12 protein-coding genes are annotated in these 13,736 nt (G+C 59.1%); 4 read left to right on the top strand and 8 right to left on the bottom strand.

Annotation, left to right across the window (positions count from 1 at the left end; translation table 11 throughout):
• Positions 1–95 precede the first annotated feature (95 nt).
• On the bottom strand, positions 96–443 hold the full coding sequence (locus M5C01_RS13370; protein ID WP_152742338.1) for a hypothetical protein: 348 nt from the start codon (positions 441–443) through the stop codon (positions 96–98).
• A 519-nt stretch (positions 444–962) separates the two neighbouring features.
• On the opposite strand from M5C01_RS13370, the gene M5C01_RS13365 reads away from it, so the two are divergent.
• Both M5C01_RS13365 and M5C01_RS13360 read left to right on the top strand, forming a co-directional pair.
• On the top strand, positions 963–1,361 hold the full coding sequence (locus M5C01_RS13365) for a GFA family protein (RefSeq protein WP_152742339.1): 399 nt from the start codon (positions 963–965) through the stop codon (positions 1,359–1,361).
• A 79-nt stretch (positions 1,362–1,440) separates the two neighbouring features.
• The gene (locus M5C01_RS13360) at positions 1,441–2,241 is read left to right on the top strand and encodes a PhzF family phenazine biosynthesis protein (RefSeq protein WP_152742340.1); all 801 of its coding nucleotides are present in this window, start codon (positions 1,441–1,443) and stop codon (positions 2,239–2,241) included.
• Between the two features lie 88 nt (positions 2,242–2,329).
• Here M5C01_RS13360 and M5C01_RS13355 read toward each other — a convergent pair whose 3' ends face one another.
• The 6 genes from M5C01_RS13355 to M5C01_RS13330 all read right to left on the bottom strand — a co-directional run bounded on the left by M5C01_RS13355 (position 2,330) and on the right by M5C01_RS13330 (position 9,226).
• Positions 2,330–2,728, bottom strand: coding sequence for a hypothetical protein (locus M5C01_RS13355; RefSeq protein ID WP_152742341.1), 399 nt, complete (start codon positions 2,726–2,728; stop codon positions 2,330–2,332).
• 608 nt (positions 2,729–3,336) lie between these two features.
• Positions 3,337–5,013 (bottom strand): GMC family oxidoreductase N-terminal domain-containing protein, encoded by a 1,677-nt coding sequence (locus M5C01_RS13350; protein WP_152742342.1) that lies wholly within the window; start codon positions 5,011–5,013, stop codon positions 3,337–3,339.
• A gap of 33 nt (positions 5,014–5,046) precedes the next feature.
• Positions 5,047–6,315, bottom strand: coding sequence for a carbohydrate porin (locus M5C01_RS13345; RefSeq protein ID WP_152742343.1), 1,269 nt, complete (start codon positions 6,313–6,315; stop codon positions 5,047–5,049).
• Positions 6,316–6,358: 43 nt separating this feature from the next.
• Entirely contained in the window at positions 6,359–7,423 is a 1,065-nt protein-coding gene (locus M5C01_RS13340) for a 2,3-butanediol dehydrogenase (RefSeq protein ID WP_152742344.1), read from the bottom strand.
• Positions 7,420–8,670: an MFS transporter gene (locus tag M5C01_RS13335; protein WP_152742345.1), complete on the bottom strand. Its 1,251-nt coding sequence runs from the start codon at positions 8,668–8,670 to the stop codon at positions 7,420–7,422. Before M5C01_RS13335 ends, M5C01_RS13340 begins: the two co-directional genes overlap by 4 nt.
• A gap of 22 nt (positions 8,671–8,692) precedes the next feature.
• Positions 8,693–9,226: a 2,4'-dihydroxyacetophenone dioxygenase family protein gene (locus tag M5C01_RS13330; protein ID WP_152742346.1), complete on the bottom strand. Its 534-nt coding sequence runs from the start codon at positions 9,224–9,226 to the stop codon at positions 8,693–8,695.
• 245 nt (positions 9,227–9,471) lie between these two features.
• On the opposite strand from M5C01_RS13330, the gene M5C01_RS13325 reads away from it, so the two are divergent.
• Positions 9,472–10,443, top strand: coding sequence for a helix-turn-helix domain-containing protein (locus tag M5C01_RS13325; protein ID WP_152742347.1), 972 nt, complete (start codon positions 9,472–9,474; stop codon positions 10,441–10,443).
• A 321-nt stretch (positions 10,444–10,764) separates the two neighbouring features.
• Here the strand turns inward: M5C01_RS13325 and M5C01_RS13320 are convergent, their stop codons facing one another.
• Positions 10,765–12,252 carry an aldehyde dehydrogenase family protein gene (locus M5C01_RS13320; protein ID WP_152742348.1) on the bottom strand — a complete coding sequence of 496 codons (1,488 nt, stop codon included), beginning with the start codon at positions 12,250–12,252 and terminating at the stop codon, positions 10,765–10,767.
• A 273-nt stretch (positions 12,253–12,525) separates the two neighbouring features.
• Here M5C01_RS13320 and M5C01_RS13315 point away from each other — a divergent pair, with 273 nt between their 5' ends.
• Positions 12,526–13,695, top strand: coding sequence for a p-hydroxyphenylacetate 3-hydroxylase oxygenase component (locus M5C01_RS13315; protein WP_152742349.1), 1,170 nt, complete (start codon positions 12,526–12,528; stop codon positions 13,693–13,695).
• Positions 13,696–13,736 lie beyond the last annotated feature (41 nt).

Below are 13,736 nucleotides of genomic sequence, written 5' to 3'. Positions count from 1 at the left end.
ATCAAGCAATGACCTGAGGGGCTGATACGGCTGTAGAGCTCCATACTCAATGAACGGGAAGATCCGCTTCCCGTTCATCTATCGTTTTAGAGTTGTCAGCTGCTGACGCTGGCCACTTGCCCATCCAGGACCGAGTCCATTTTGAGCTGTGCCAACTCGATCAGATGCACCACACCCATCGCGACCTTACGGTTCGAGCCGATCTGGTTGTCAGCGTTTTCATAGGCTGTGGCCGCCGCGGATTGCAGAATCGAATAGACGTTGACCAGGGTGTCTTCCTGATTCTTGGGCTCATTCAAATGATCACGCAACATGGTGACGGGGGGAGGTTTCGAGCCTACGTCCGGGCCGAGGTTGTAGTAAGACAGGGCTCGGTCGGCGATACGAGGGTCGATGCTTTCAATGTTGGATATTGCAGGCGGATTGGGGGTTACTTTGAACATATTCGCACTTCCAATGTTAAGTGGAACTGCCAGTCATCGCGACTAAACGAGGGGGTGGCAGCTGTACACAGGTTAGTCGACCGGAACATTGGGAACCCGGCGCGCCCGAGGGCGCCCTGCGCACAGCCACCATAAAGCAGGGCAAGAAAAATCGTGCCCGACAGGGAGGTGACGCTTGTGCGCCCAATGTAGAACTTCCGGGCGACTAAACCCGATCACTGATGAGCAGTGACGAGTCGAAGCCTAGCGGCGGGAGCAGGCGCAAACAAGCGGTCAGGATTTTCTAGGAAATTTCAGTCAAGGGAAAGAGAGATCTCTTGCGCTCCGCTGAAATGACAAGCTTCCGTGAGGGGGGAGAGGGCGGTTGGCCGTATAGTCCCGCCTGTAGCTCCCTTGAAAGAATCTGGGGAGCGCTGCGTCGTAGCTCCCGACCCTGGTCAATCAAGAGTGCGCCCAGCCTGGCGCTTCGCTAATCTGCGGGTACTGTGGAGTCAACCGTGCCGTACAAGGACGAAACCGATGATCAAGCGTATTGGTGAGACAGAAATCAAACCGGTTCACAACGCTTCCTGCCACTGTGGGGAGGTGGTGCTTGAGCTGGAACTACCGAACGGCGTGGTTGATCCGAAACGATGCAACTGTTCACTTTGCAAGAGGCGAGGCGCCGTTATGGGCACCGTTCCCCTCACGGGCCTGAAGATCCTGAAAGGGGCCGACGTGCTGAAGAGTTATCGCTTCAATACCCAGCAGGCCTGCCACTATTTCTGTTCCGTCTGTGGGGTGTACACCCATCACATCAGGCGAATCGATCCGTCACAGTGCGCCTACAACGTTGGCTGCTTGGACGGTGTTGACCCTGCAGACTTGGGCATGGTGCCGGTGAGTAACGGACGTAACCACCCGTTAGACAAAAAGTAAGCTGACCCAAACGTATGAGAAGATCATCGTGGCGTCCTCACCCTGAATACCCATTACCCACCACGTGTGAATGTAAAAAATGCACTTAAAGCGATTTAGATGTTTCGGAACAGGCCCGAACAGTGGAAATGAAGCTTTGGTCATTTTTCAAAGGGGTTCCTCCGAATGGTCGGTCGCTGAGCGGCAAAAATTCGCAGCCGAACAGAAGGCCAATGCCTGCGTCTTCATCAACACAATGGAGGACGGTATCGGACCGTGCGTTCTCGATTTTTATTACCCGCATGCTCGAAGTCCCCTCTGTCTGCACGCATCCCTGGCGGCTGCGCATTACATGCAGACCCATCATGTCGCTGAGTATTCAGGGTCAGCACTGACGTCCATGAGCAAACAGGTATTGACCTTTGCGCACGCAGGAAATGAACTGCATATCAGCGTCGAGCCTGATCATGTGAAAAGGCCTGCGCCCACCATCGGCGCCGTTGCAGAACTGCTTGGCTGCACGGAATCAGCGATCAAGACCCCGGCGGCCATCGCATCAATCGGCAGCCCCAAGCTATTGGTTGAAATGGTTAGTCCCGAGGCGTTGTACACATTGCGCCCCCACCTGAATGGGATTGTCGCATGGGGGAAGGGGGCCGCCGTGAGCGGCATTTACGCCTACGCGCACCGCGAAATGAATCAGTACGAGGGACGTAATTTCAATCATCTGGAGGAGAGCCTGGAGGATGCTGCAACGGGGGTGGCCGCAGGCGCGCTCAGCGTACTCCTGGCAAGAAACATCATCCTGCATCAAGGCGTCATGCTGGGTAATAGATGTCAAATCAGCGCGTCGAATTGTGATGGATTGATCAGCGTTGGAGGCCTGGTTTACGAAGCATGACAGCAGCGTTTTCCTGCTACATCGGTTCCACAACCGAAGGAACCGCCTACTCACCTGCGAAGGTGAGTAGGCGGTTCATGAGCCTCAGTCAGGCTGTGGCAGGGAATATAAGTTCGTACTCAATGGGCAGTAGCAAGAGGGTGTAGCTCCTGTCCGCTGCAGTACAGATGCAGAGCTCTGTCTCGTCTCCCGCATCAATGTCATACGTCGAGAACAATCGAGTGCCGTTTCGCAGCGCTTGGAAGTTGGCGAGTTTTTCCTCCTCTTCCACCTCGCCCCAGTCACAGACCCAGTGCCGCATCAGGTACGGAAGCGCATTGAGCGCCCCTTCTTCCTCAAGCTTACGGACACCGCGAGTCGCCAACAGTCGGCCAGGCTCGAAAGCAAGGACCGAACTCTTTTCTATATCCAGTGCGTCCAAAATCGCAGTGGCGATCTCTTCCGAGACGTCAGTTGCGAGCATCGTATCGTATAGGGTCATTCCCATTTTTATCAGGCCTCCAGATTTCGGGGAGGGCCTGCCCATACGGGCGAGGCCCGTATGGGGGAAACAGTGATCAACAGCAGTGCTTCCATCGACAGCAGTCGATCGGTCGCGCTACTGGAAGCGTTGCGACCTTGGGTGTGGATCATGCGCAATGGCGCATCGTAGCTTCCCGGATCCAAGCTACATGGACAGGGTGCTGACAACGTCAGCGGTATGCACCGACACAATGACCAACGCTGCAGAGGGCTGTCAAAACCCCAACTGCGACAAACTTTTTCAGGTTGTTGGCGCAGGTACTAGAGCAGGGTTCAGGGCTACACATTCGACTCCATTAAACGGCGTGAGCCTTTATGCGTTTCGAGCCAGAGGTGCATCCCGTCAGTGTGTCGGAGACTGATTCTCCAGAGATGCCGTGCCGGGGAAGACTTACGAAATGGGTTTCATCACACCATGCTCGCCTGCATCAGCGCAGTTGTGGGTGTGACGCTGATGCGCCAGCACCGGATGAGGCTCAGCGGATGCGTAGCAGGCATCTGATCCGTCGCTCAGCCTCATGGCTTTACGCCTCTAGCCGTCAAGGCATCTGCAAGGTCAACGGGTTTGAGGTATTAGCGACAGTGTGAGAGAGCAGGCAACTGTCGTTCAGCCAATACTGTCTGCTTCGGCGGCACCTTGCCAAGCACCAGGTCTGCGGCTTTCTCGCCAATCATGATCGCGCCAGCATTGGTATTGCCGGTCACCAGGGTCGGCATGATCGATGCGTCCGCGACGCGCAACCCTTGTAGGCCGTGGACGCGCAGCTGGTCATCGACCACCGCCATGGGATCATTGCCCATTTTGCAGGTGCCCACTGGGTGAAACACCGTGCCCAGGTTTTCTCTGATCCACTGCTCGATCTGCGCCGTGCTGGTGACCTTCGGCCCAGGCACCAGCTCGCCTTGCAAACGCTTGGCAAAGGCGTCAGTCGCCACCAATTGGCGCACCAGTTGAAAGCCTTGTACCAGGGTGTGCAAATCGTCTGGATGACTGAGGAAATTGCCTTCCACTCGCGGCTTGTCCCTTGGGTCCGCTGAGTGCAATCCCACCCGGCCACGGCTTTTGGGGTGCATCACTGCCATGTGCAAGCTGATGCCCTGTCCCACGGGAACCAGGCGTTGGGGTTGGTTCTTCAATGCCGGGGCAACGATCAGTCCCAACTGCGGCGCCGCGTCGCTGGGGTGCAGGCGCAAAAAGGCACCTGATTCAACCGTGTTGGAGGTCAGCGGACCGCGGCGCGCCATCAGATACTGGAACGGCGAAGCCAGCAAGGGCAGCACCCCACGCGGGGATAAGCCGTAGCCCAGGTCACTGTCGCTACGGTACATCAAGACAATGTCCTGGTGATCCTGCAGGTTGTGACCCACCCCGGGTAGTTCATGGTGCTGGGCAATCCCATGCCGTGCCAGTTCGTCAGCCGGTCCGATACCGGACAGCAATAGCAACTGCGGCGAGTTGATGCTGCCGGCGCTGAGGATGACTTCACGGCGCGCTTTGAGTGTGAATACCCGATCGCCTTGGCTCACTTCGACACCACAGGCACGCTTGCCATCCAGCAAGACCCGATGGGTCAAGGTCTCGCTGAAAACGGTCAAGTTCGGCCGCGACAGGGCCGGGTAGAGAAATGCCCGAGCGGCGCTGCAGCGCTCACCGTTGATCTGGGTCACGTGAAAAGCCCCAAAGCCTTCCTGTTCCTCGCCGTTGAAGTCCGAGTTGTAACGCCAGCCCATTTGCGCAGCGGCCTCGTAAAACACAGTGTTGACCTTGCTTGGGCTACGTTGGCAGGCAACATTCAGTTCGCCGTTCTGCCCGTGATAGGGAGCAGGGCCTGGCTCGAAATGTTCGGAGCGATGAAAGTACGGCAATAGCTCGTCGTAGCTCCAGCCCCGGTTGCCCGCTGTCGCCCAGCTATCGTAATCACTGCGGTGGCCCCTTATATAGATCATGCCGTTGATCGCACTCGAACCCCCCCAGACCCGACCGCGCGGGCAAGGGATGGGTTTGTCGCCGCTGTCGGGTTGACGCGCGAACTGATGCATCCAGTTCCATTTCGGGTTGGCAATTAAACGAATGATGCCCGCCGGCGTGCGGATATAGGCCGCGGGAAACAGCGTGCGATCACTGGGCCCGGCCTCGACCAGGCAGACCGAAACCCCGGGCTCGGCAGACAGTCGGTTGGCTAGCACACAACCGGCCGAACCCGCCCCCACTACGATGTAGTCGAAGCTGTGAACAGGGGATTGAGTCATGACAGTTACCTCGTCGATAGTAGAAAAAAGTGTTCAGAGTCCAAGCATCGAGCCCACATCCAGCATCACTTGCAGGCCGACAACGAAGCCGTTGCCGCTCAGTTCCCGGGCACTGGGGTTGTAGTAGTTGTCCGGATTGATTAGGTACTGCACGCTCGGCTCGATCGCCAGGTTGCGGCTCAGCGCAAAGTGGCTGCTGGCCTCCAGGGCGTAGACATCCCGCTCACCGAGGTGTGGATCACCGCTGTTATCGATGCGCTGCTGTTGCTGGAACGCCAGTTGGTGAGGATTGATCCGCAGGTAGCTGGTCTTGAAGTTGAGTGTGTCCTGAGGCCGGTCGAAGGGGCCCAGGTAGGTCAGCCCGACTTCAGCGAAATGGCTGAAGGGTTGCTTGTCATCCGCCGCCGTCGACAACGAACCGAACACTTGCAGGCCTTGTTGGTTGGCGCGCCAGAGCGTCTGGCGGAATTTAAAGAAGGCCCCTGCAGTGCCGTAGTCGCTGGCGCCGGTCAAGGGGTCGACCTGCTTTGATGAGTTGAAGTAAGCGTTGAGTTCGTACTGCGTGGTGTCGTCGCCAGGCTTGCTGCCAATCCCCAACAGGAAGCTGGTGCCGCTGGCGTCGTCGGTGCTGAAGTCCAAGCCCTGGCGCTTTTTCAGATAGTCCACCGGGTTGGATTCGAACGCACCGGCGTGCACATACAGGCTTGGGTTCATCTGGTACTTCAGGTAGCCACCCCACGCGCCGTAGGGTGGTGGTAGTACACCGCTGGAAGAGTCGATGATCGGGTCGTTGCAGGTCACCACGGTGTTGCAGTTGTAGATATAAAAATAGCGCCGGGCGTTGGTGCGTCCCAGGTGCATATCGAGTCGGCCATCGAGCGCTTTCTGCTCGAACGTCAGTAGGCTCAGTTGGTTGCTGGTGATGTCATTGTGAATAGGGGCTCCGGCAAAGTAGCTGCCGGCGGCGCCTTGCCAGTTGCGCGAGGTGGGTTGTCCGGTGCCCTGGTCGAGAATGAACACACTCTGTTCTACATGAACCGCCGCGCCATCAAGGCCGGCCAGGGTGCCGAGATCGACATCAGCGCCGACGAATACGTCGCCACTGTTGCCAAAGCTGTGAGGTCTGGGGCCGGTGTCGAGGTTCTTCATCGACAGATTCCAGAACTGCACATGAGGCTGGATACCGTAACCGGCCAGTTGGTCGCCCAGGTCCGCCAGCGGGCCCTCACGGGTTTGCGCCCAGGCTTGGGGATACAGGGAAACCGCCAGCAGAAATGTGCACAAACGTATTGGAAGGTTCATGATCAGTTACTCGTTTTTATTGTTGTTGTGATGAGCGGGTGTTTCAGTACTGCGCCAGCGACGGGGTGGGATTAACCAACACCTTGATCTGGCTCTTGTCGGCTGACAGGCCCTCGAAGCCTTGCTCGATGGCATGTTCCATGGCCACACAGCGGGTGACGATCGGGGTCAGGTCCAGGCGCCCGCTGGCCAGCAATTCGATCAGCGCCGGGTAGGTATCGCGATAACCGACGCTGCCGAGCAGCCGCAGCTCGTTGTTGACCAAGTGAAAGGCATCGATCTGCACCTCACCCATCAACCCCACCAGCACCGCTTCGCCGCCTTTGCGCAGGCACTGCAGGGCAGCGCTCAAGGTTTGTTGGCTGCCGGCGGCCTCAAAAGCGCTGTCGAGACCGCCGTCGCTGATTGCCCGCAGGCGCTCTAGCAGATCGGCATCGCGGCCATCGAAGACGTCGCTGGCGCCGAGCGCCAGGGCCAGTTGCGTGCGTTCAGGGCTGATGTCCACCGCGTAAATCCGTTCCACTCCGCGCAGACGCGCCAGCATGATCAACAGCAGGCCGATAGGGCCGAGACCAAACACCACGCAACTGCCACTGGCCTGTAAACTGCTTTGGTTCAGCGCATGGAAGGCCACGGCGGCGGGTTCCAAAACGGCGGCCTGTTTGAAACTCACGGAGTCCGGCAACGGGTGGGTCATGTAGACCGGCACCACGACACGCTCGGCAAAGCCGCCATCGCCCATCAAACCGATAAACCCCATGGACTGGCAGAGGTTGTAGCGGCCTTCCAGACAATAAACGCAATGGCCGCAGCGGTATTCCGGCTCGACCGCGACACGGCTGCCGATCTGCACATGGCTGACCCCTGCGCCGAGAGCGATGACCTGGCCGCAGAACTCATGACCCAGGGTCAGCGGTGCACGGCAGCCGGACAGCGGATGGGGCGTAGCTTGGGGAATAGAATGCGGGCCGTCGTGGTATTCGTGCAGGTCGCTGCCGCAGATCCCGCAGTAGGCCACTTGCACCAGGACCTCGCCGGGGCCAGGGGATGGCTCGGGCAGATCACTCAGGCGCAGGTCTTTAGCCGCATGCCAACGCAGTACTTTCATGGTCGGTTTCCTTGCAGGATAGGCGTCGCTGATGGCTGACGGCGGATCACGGCGGGGGCGGTTTCCTTGAGGAACAAGGACAACACCGCCGCTAGCAGGGCACCGCCACAGGAGATCCACATCACGATGGACAAGCCAAAACGGTCGGCGGCGAAACCGGCCACGGTGGGCGCGACAAAACCGCCGATCAGTTCGCCCACGCCCATGATCATTCCCAGGGCGGTGGCTATCACCTCGCGTGGCACGGTTTCGGCCGGAATGGTCGCCATGAACAGGGTGAAGCAGCCCAGCCCGGTGTAGGTCAGCACCATCAGCACGCCGAGAATCATCGATGAGGGGGCGTACAGCAGCGCCATCGGGCAGCACGCGGCAATCAGCGAAAAGATCACCAGGGTTGGGCGGCGGCCGATACGGTCGGAAATGGCCGGAACCGCAAATCCCCAGAGCACCCAGGCTGCGCCCAGGCAACTCATGATCGCGCCCATGGTGGGAGGGCTGTAGCCGCGAACACTGACCAGAAAGCTCGGGGTAAAGGAGATCAGGGTGATGAACCAGGTCAGGAACACGCAACTGATTAAGGTGCAGAGCACAATGTTGCGGCTTTTGAGCAAGGCCAGGCGATGCCCGGATTGTTTATCGCTGAGCACTGGTGCGTGGCGCGGTTCGTCTGGGCGCACGTAGCGCCAGATCAACCCAGCGATCACCAGGCCGGGCACCAGTGAAATAACGAACGCATGTCGCCAGCCATAGGCTTCGGCCAGCGCGATCAACACCGGCGGTCCGATCACCGCGCCTAACAGGCCTGCGGCCGAACCCTGTAGCAAGCCCATATTCAGGCCCCGTCGATGAGGTGACGAGGCTTCGACCATCAGCGACTGGGACAGCGGCAAAATGGGTCCTTCGGCCAGTCCCATGATCCCGCGAAACAGCAGCAGGCTAAGAAACCCGGTGACCAGCCCTGAGAGCGCCGAACACAGTGAAAACAGGATGACCGCAATGACCAGCAGAGGTTTGCGCACCCCTCGACGGTCCGACCAGGCGCCCACCAGCGCACCGGACAGTGCCCAGGCCAGGGCCAGTACCGACGACAGCATGCCCAGGTGACTGTTGCTCAGTTGCAGTTCCTTGGCCATGAACGGAAACAGAAAGGCCAGTGCCAGACGATCAAAAAACACGAAGCCAAATGTCACGAACAGCACACACAGCAAGGTGTTCTCATAACCGGCTTTATTATTGTTGTCAGCCATAGTGGTTCTCCGAAGAACGGGTTTAGCGGAACAGGCGGTCCACAGTATCGGCACCCAGGCCGACCTTTTCGTAGTGCTCTCGGCACAGGGCGATGTAGGAGTGCACGTCGAAGTAACCGTTGGGTTCACCCTGTTCGTCGAGCCAGATCAGTGGGCCCTTGACGATGAAGAACACGCGCATTGGTTCCTTGTGGTCATACGCCACGAGGGTGTGACCTTCGCCTGGTGTCTCGTAGACAAAATCGCCGGCGGTGGCGGTCCAGTCATGCTCCAGGTAGCCCCACTTGCCGGAGAGGGTGTAGGCGAACACCTCGTGAGGGTGGTAATGCCGATTGACCAGGCCGGCGCGGCTGGACATCAAGATGTCGCACCAACGGTTTTCACTGGGGGAGATCCATAGCGGGCGTGAAGACACGGTTTCGGTGAAGGGCACATAGAGCCGTAGATCGTCACTGGCGGCGTCAGGCAGGTAGACCTCGGGCTTGGCGTCTGGTTTGAAGCAGTTAGCAATGGGCTGCAGGTCTTTCCAAAATTCGGTGCGGGCTGATTCGGGCATGTTCGGCCTCTGCTTGTGGGGTATGCAGGAGCCACTCTAGGGCGCACAAGCGAGGTCGGTTTGATCGCAACGGACGTGATTGTTGCTTGTATCGGACCTGGCGTTTTCTGCTTGTCCGGTGGTCGACCGAGTCAGAACGATAAGTTGACATTGGTCATCGTTCATATGTTAATAAGTTCTCTAGAGATCCCGGAATCCGCCATGCCTGGCCCGGCGAATCTCCCGCAGCCATGAGAAGAATAAAAATGACTCCATGCGCCATGCTCGATACCCGTCGAGCCAGTACCGACAGCATTCCCCTTGACCAGCGATTGGCCTTTTGGGAGCAGTACAACGCGACCACCCTGGTGGGCCTCAAGTGCTCCACTTACAGCGAGGGCGGGTTTACCGCTTCCCAGGACAATCTGAGCCTGGAAAACTTGCATCTGGCCCATATCGTCGGCAACGAGCATGTGGTGGAGCGTGATGGCTCGATGATTCGCGCGGTGCCCAAGGCCTCGATTTTCGTGTCGTTTGTGATGGGCAGCGGTTCGTTTTTCTTTCAGAACGGCCACTGCCAGTTGCTCGAGCCCGGTGAGTTGGTGGTCTATCGTACCGATAAGCCCTACTTGTTCGGATTCTCCGGGCCGATGCGCCAGTTCATCTTTGATATTCCCCAGGAAGTCTTTGCCAGTCGTTGTTTGAGCCACTTCGAAAACGCCCTGAAAGTCAGCGCCCACACAGGTGTGCAACGCTTGCTCTTGCGCACACTGGGCGAGCGCACCCGGGGCTTTTTCGCGCAGCCGTTGAGCCAGGACGCGGAGGGCTATCAAGACGATACGTTCGAGTTGCTGGGCAATATCATTGCCGGCCAGGTCGGACAGCGCCGGATCAATGCCCTGAGTGCCTCCTATTTGCTGGCCGCCAAGCAATGCATCAGCGAGCAATTGGCCGACCCGACCTTGAACTGTGAGCGGATCGCCCTGCAAACCGGCGTCTCTACCCGGCATCTGACGCGGTTGTTTGCCCTGGAAGATAGTCAGCCACGGCGCTTCATCCTGGAAAAGCGCCTGCAGCAGGCCCACCGTTTACTGAGCAGTGAACAGGTCAGGGGACTGGATGTCTGTGAGGTTGCCTATCGCCATGGCTTCACCAGCCAGGCGCATTTCGCCAGGGCCTTCAAGGCGCGTTACGGGCAGACACCCAGCGAGGTTCGAGCGGCAGCCTTGGGCGATTAAGAACGCTACAAACTCGTTCTATCTGGACTGCTCAAGGATGTATTGATGCAGAGCGCGACCTATGGCCGCATTCCCACAGCCAACCCCACCTTCCTCTGGCTGAGGCGGTTTGGGAGACGATGGATACCCGGCCGTGAGGTAGTGGTGGTGGTAGTGGATCTTCGGTATGGCCGGAGTAGGCTACAGCGTCGTCATTAGCCATTTTCGGCACAATAGCGGCTCTGGCCTGGCTGTTGCTGTCATGCAAGGTCTTCGCAAAATGCTGCCGTAGTGACTCGAACGTGCCCGGGGCCCGATGTCCGGGCCCCGGTCCAGCCGCGATCAGTAGCGAATCATCACCGACTTGAGCTCGGTGTAATCCTCGATAAAGGCACTGCCAAATTCGCGTCCCACGCCCGAGGACTTGTTGCCGCCGAATGGCACCGCCGGGTCGAGCAGGGTGTGCATGTTCACCCACACAGTACCGGCGTTGATGGCGGGTACCATGCGCAGGGCTTTGCTCAGGTCGTTGGTCCAGAGACTGGCGCTCAGGCCATAGGCGGTGTTGTTCATCAGCTCCAGAAGCTCTTCCTCGGTGTCGTAGGGGAAGAAGGTGGCGATCGGGCCGAAGGTCTCCTCGTTGAGCAAGGTGTCGTTGACGGTGTTGGCGAGGATCACAGTCGGTTCGACGTAGCAGCCGGGGCGGTCGATCAGCTTGCCGCCGTGGACAATGGTGTTGTTTTCGGCACGGGCCTTGGCGAAGAAGTCGGCGAGCTTGAGTTGATGCTGACGGTTGGTGACCGGGCCGAACTCGGTGCGTTCGTCTAGTGGCGAGCCGATGTTCAACTGGCTCAGGCGTTGCGCCAGTTTGTCCATGATCGGTTCGATCTGCGAGCGATGGGCGAAGAAGCGCTCGGCGGCGGCGCAGATTTGCCCGGAGTGCAGGAAGCCGGCCTCAATGATGCCATTGACCGCCTTGTCCAGGTCGACATCGCGCAGAAATCCCGCCGAGTTCTTGCCACCCAGCTCCAGGGTTGCGCGGGTCAGGCCGGCGCCCATGGCACTGCGGCCGACGGCGATGCCGGTCGGCACCGAGCCGGTGAACGAAACCTTGTCGGTCCCCGGGTGCTCGATCAACCCTTTGCCCACCTGTCCGCCGCCGGTCAGTACGTTTAGCGCGCCCGCCGGCAGACCGGCGTCAATGGCCAGTTCTGCGATCCGCAGGATGGTCAGCGGGGTGAACTCGCTGGGTTTGATGATGATGCTGCACCCGGTCACCAGCGCCGAGGCGAGCTTCCAGATGGCGATCATGGTCGAGAAATTCCACGGCACGATGCCCACCACGACGCCCACCGGTTCGCGCAGGGTGAACGCGGTATAGCGTTCGCCAGCGAAGGAGGGCAGGGACGGAGTGATGGTCTGGCCACTGATCTTGGTCGCCCAGCCGGCGTAATAACGCAGGAAGTGAGCGGCCTGGTCGACTTCGAAGGCCCGGGAAATCTGGATGATCTTGCCCGACTGGCAGGTTTCGATCTGGGCCAGTTCTTCGCGGTTTTGTTCCAGCAGGTCGGCCAGTTTCAGCAGCACGTTGCCGCGCACCGCCGGAGCGACCTGGGACCAGTGCCTGAAACCACGATTGGCTGACTCGACTGCCGCGTCGATATCAGCCATATCGGCGTCGGCCACCTGGGCGATGACCTGGCCGTTGGCAGGATTGATCACCTCCAGCGTCTGGCTGGAGTGGCTCTGGACGTAGCCACCGTCGATGAACAAGGCATGGTTTCGACGGAGGAAGGCTTCAACTTGAGGCAGCAGCGCAATATCGGTCATTGGGTTTTCCTGGTGGCGAACAAGGGAAAAGCCCGAGGTTAATCAAAGGTGACCGCATCGGCTTGACTGTGCCTGCCGCACACCATGTCTGTGGCTGCCAGATCAATTGCAGGTATGAGCCTCAGGCCTGTGTCATGGTCTTTGGAAAGTACAATCTTGGCTCTGGAAGATGCATTTTCCGCCTTGATCGCCCGCACCATACTGGCCCTGCATCCAGCGACGTTCAGCAATTTCGAACGCCTGCCGGACATCCAATAATAAGCAGGGCCGTCCATGAAAAAGCCAAACCCGCTCCTCGAAGACCTCAAGTCCATTCTGCCGACCATTGCTGCCAATGCCTTCCGGGCCGAGCAGGAACGCAAGGTTCCCGACGAGAATATTGCGCTGCTCAAGAGCATCGGTCTGCACCGTGCCTTCCAGCCCCGCCAGTTCGGCGGCATGGAAATCTCGCTGCCACAATTTACCGACTGCATTGCCTTGCTTGCCGGTGCTTGTGCCAGTACCGCGTGGGCGATGAGCCTGCTGTGTACCCACAGCCATCAATTGGCGCTGTTCTCGGTAAAACTGCAGCAGGAGGTCTGGGGAAATAACCCGGATGCCACGGCCAGCAGCAGTATCGCGCCGTTCGGCCGCACTGAAGAAACCGAAGGCGGGGTGCTGTTCAGCGGCGAAATGGGCTGGAGCAGCGGTTGCGATCACGCCGAGTGGGCGATTGTCGGTTTCCGTCGCAAAAACTCCGAGGGTAGCCAGGACTACTGTTTCGCAGTACTGCCGCGCAGCGACTACCAGATCCGTGACGACTGGTTCGCCGCCGGCATGAAAGGCAGCGGCACCAAGACCTTGATCATCGACAACGTGCTGGTGCCTGAACACCGGATCCAGAAAGCCAAGGACATGATGGAAGGCAAGTCCGCAGGTTTTGGCTTGTACCCGGACAGCAAGATCTTCTACTCGCCGTACCGTCCTTACTTCGCCAGTGGTTTCTCCACCGTGAGTCTAGGTGTGGCCGAACGGATGCTTGAAGTATTCCGCGAAAAAACCAAGACCCGCGTGCGCGCCTACACCGGGGCGGCGGTCGGCGCGGCGACCCCGGCGTTGATGCGCCTGGCCGAGTCGACCCATCAGGTTGCCGCGGCCCGGGCCTTTCTCGAAAAGACCTGGCAGGAGCATGCCGAGCACAGTGAGCAGCATCGTTATCCGAGCCGCGAGACCCTGGCGTTCTGGCGCACCAACCAGGCGTACGCGACCAAGATGTGCATCCAGGCTGTCGACCGTCTGTTCGAGGCCGCCGGTGGCAATGCCTGGTTCGAGCATAACGAGATGCAGCGTCTGTTCCGCGATTCGCACATGACCGGCGCCCATGCCTACACCGACTATGACGTCTGTGCGCAGATCCTCGGCCGCGAGCTGATGGGCCTGGAGCCCGATCCGAGCATGATCTGAGCCAAGCCGCTACACAGCCCCCATAACAACAATCAGGACTG

Source organism: Pseudomonas sp. MWU12-2319 (assembly GCF_023242525.1).
Taxonomy (GTDB): domain Bacteria; phylum Pseudomonadota; class Gammaproteobacteria; order Pseudomonadales; family Pseudomonadaceae; genus Aquipseudomonas; species Aquipseudomonas gingeri_D.
The sequence above is the reverse complement of the archived record's forward strand: the minus strand, read 5'-3'. Positions and strand labels throughout refer to the sequence as shown.

Bases quoted from the DNA above. Each gene is read 5' to 3' on its own strand.
- M5C01_RS13370 (WP_152742338.1), bottom strand. From the start codon at position 443: ATGTTCAAAGTAACCCCCAATCCGCCTGCAATATCCAACATTGAAAGC.
- M5C01_RS13365 (WP_152742339.1), top strand. From the start codon at position 963: ATGATCAAGCGTATTGGTGAGACAGAAATCAAACCGGTTCACAACGCT.
- M5C01_RS13360 (WP_152742340.1), top strand. From the start codon at position 1,441: ATGCACTTAAAGCGATTTAGATGTTTCGGAACAGGCCCGAACAGTGGA.
- M5C01_RS13355 (WP_152742341.1), bottom strand. From the start codon at position 2,728: ATGGGAATGACCCTATACGATACGATGCTCGCAACTGACGTCTCGGAA.
- M5C01_RS13350 (WP_152742342.1), bottom strand. From the start codon at position 5,013: ATGACTCAATCCCCTGTTCACAGCTTCGACTACATCGTAGTGGGGGCG.
- M5C01_RS13345 (WP_152742343.1), bottom strand. From the start codon at position 6,315: ATGAACCTTCCAATACGTTTGTGCACATTTCTGCTGGCGGTTTCCCTG.
- M5C01_RS13340 (WP_152742344.1), bottom strand. From the start codon at position 7,423: ATGAAAGTACTGCGTTGGCATGCGGCTAAAGACCTGCGCCTGAGTGAT.
- M5C01_RS13335 (WP_152742345.1), bottom strand. From the start codon at position 8,670: ATGGCTGACAACAATAATAAAGCCGGTTATGAGAACACCTTGCTGTGT.
- M5C01_RS13330 (WP_152742346.1), bottom strand. From the start codon at position 9,226: ATGCCCGAATCAGCCCGCACCGAATTTTGGAAAGACCTGCAGCCCATT.
- M5C01_RS13325 (WP_152742347.1), top strand. From the start codon at position 9,472: ATGACTCCATGCGCCATGCTCGATACCCGTCGAGCCAGTACCGACAGC.
- M5C01_RS13320 (WP_152742348.1), bottom strand. From the start codon at position 12,252: ATGACCGATATTGCGCTGCTGCCTCAAGTTGAAGCCTTCCTCCGTCGA.
- M5C01_RS13315 (WP_152742349.1), top strand. From the start codon at position 12,526: ATGAAAAAGCCAAACCCGCTCCTCGAAGACCTCAAGTCCATTCTGCCG.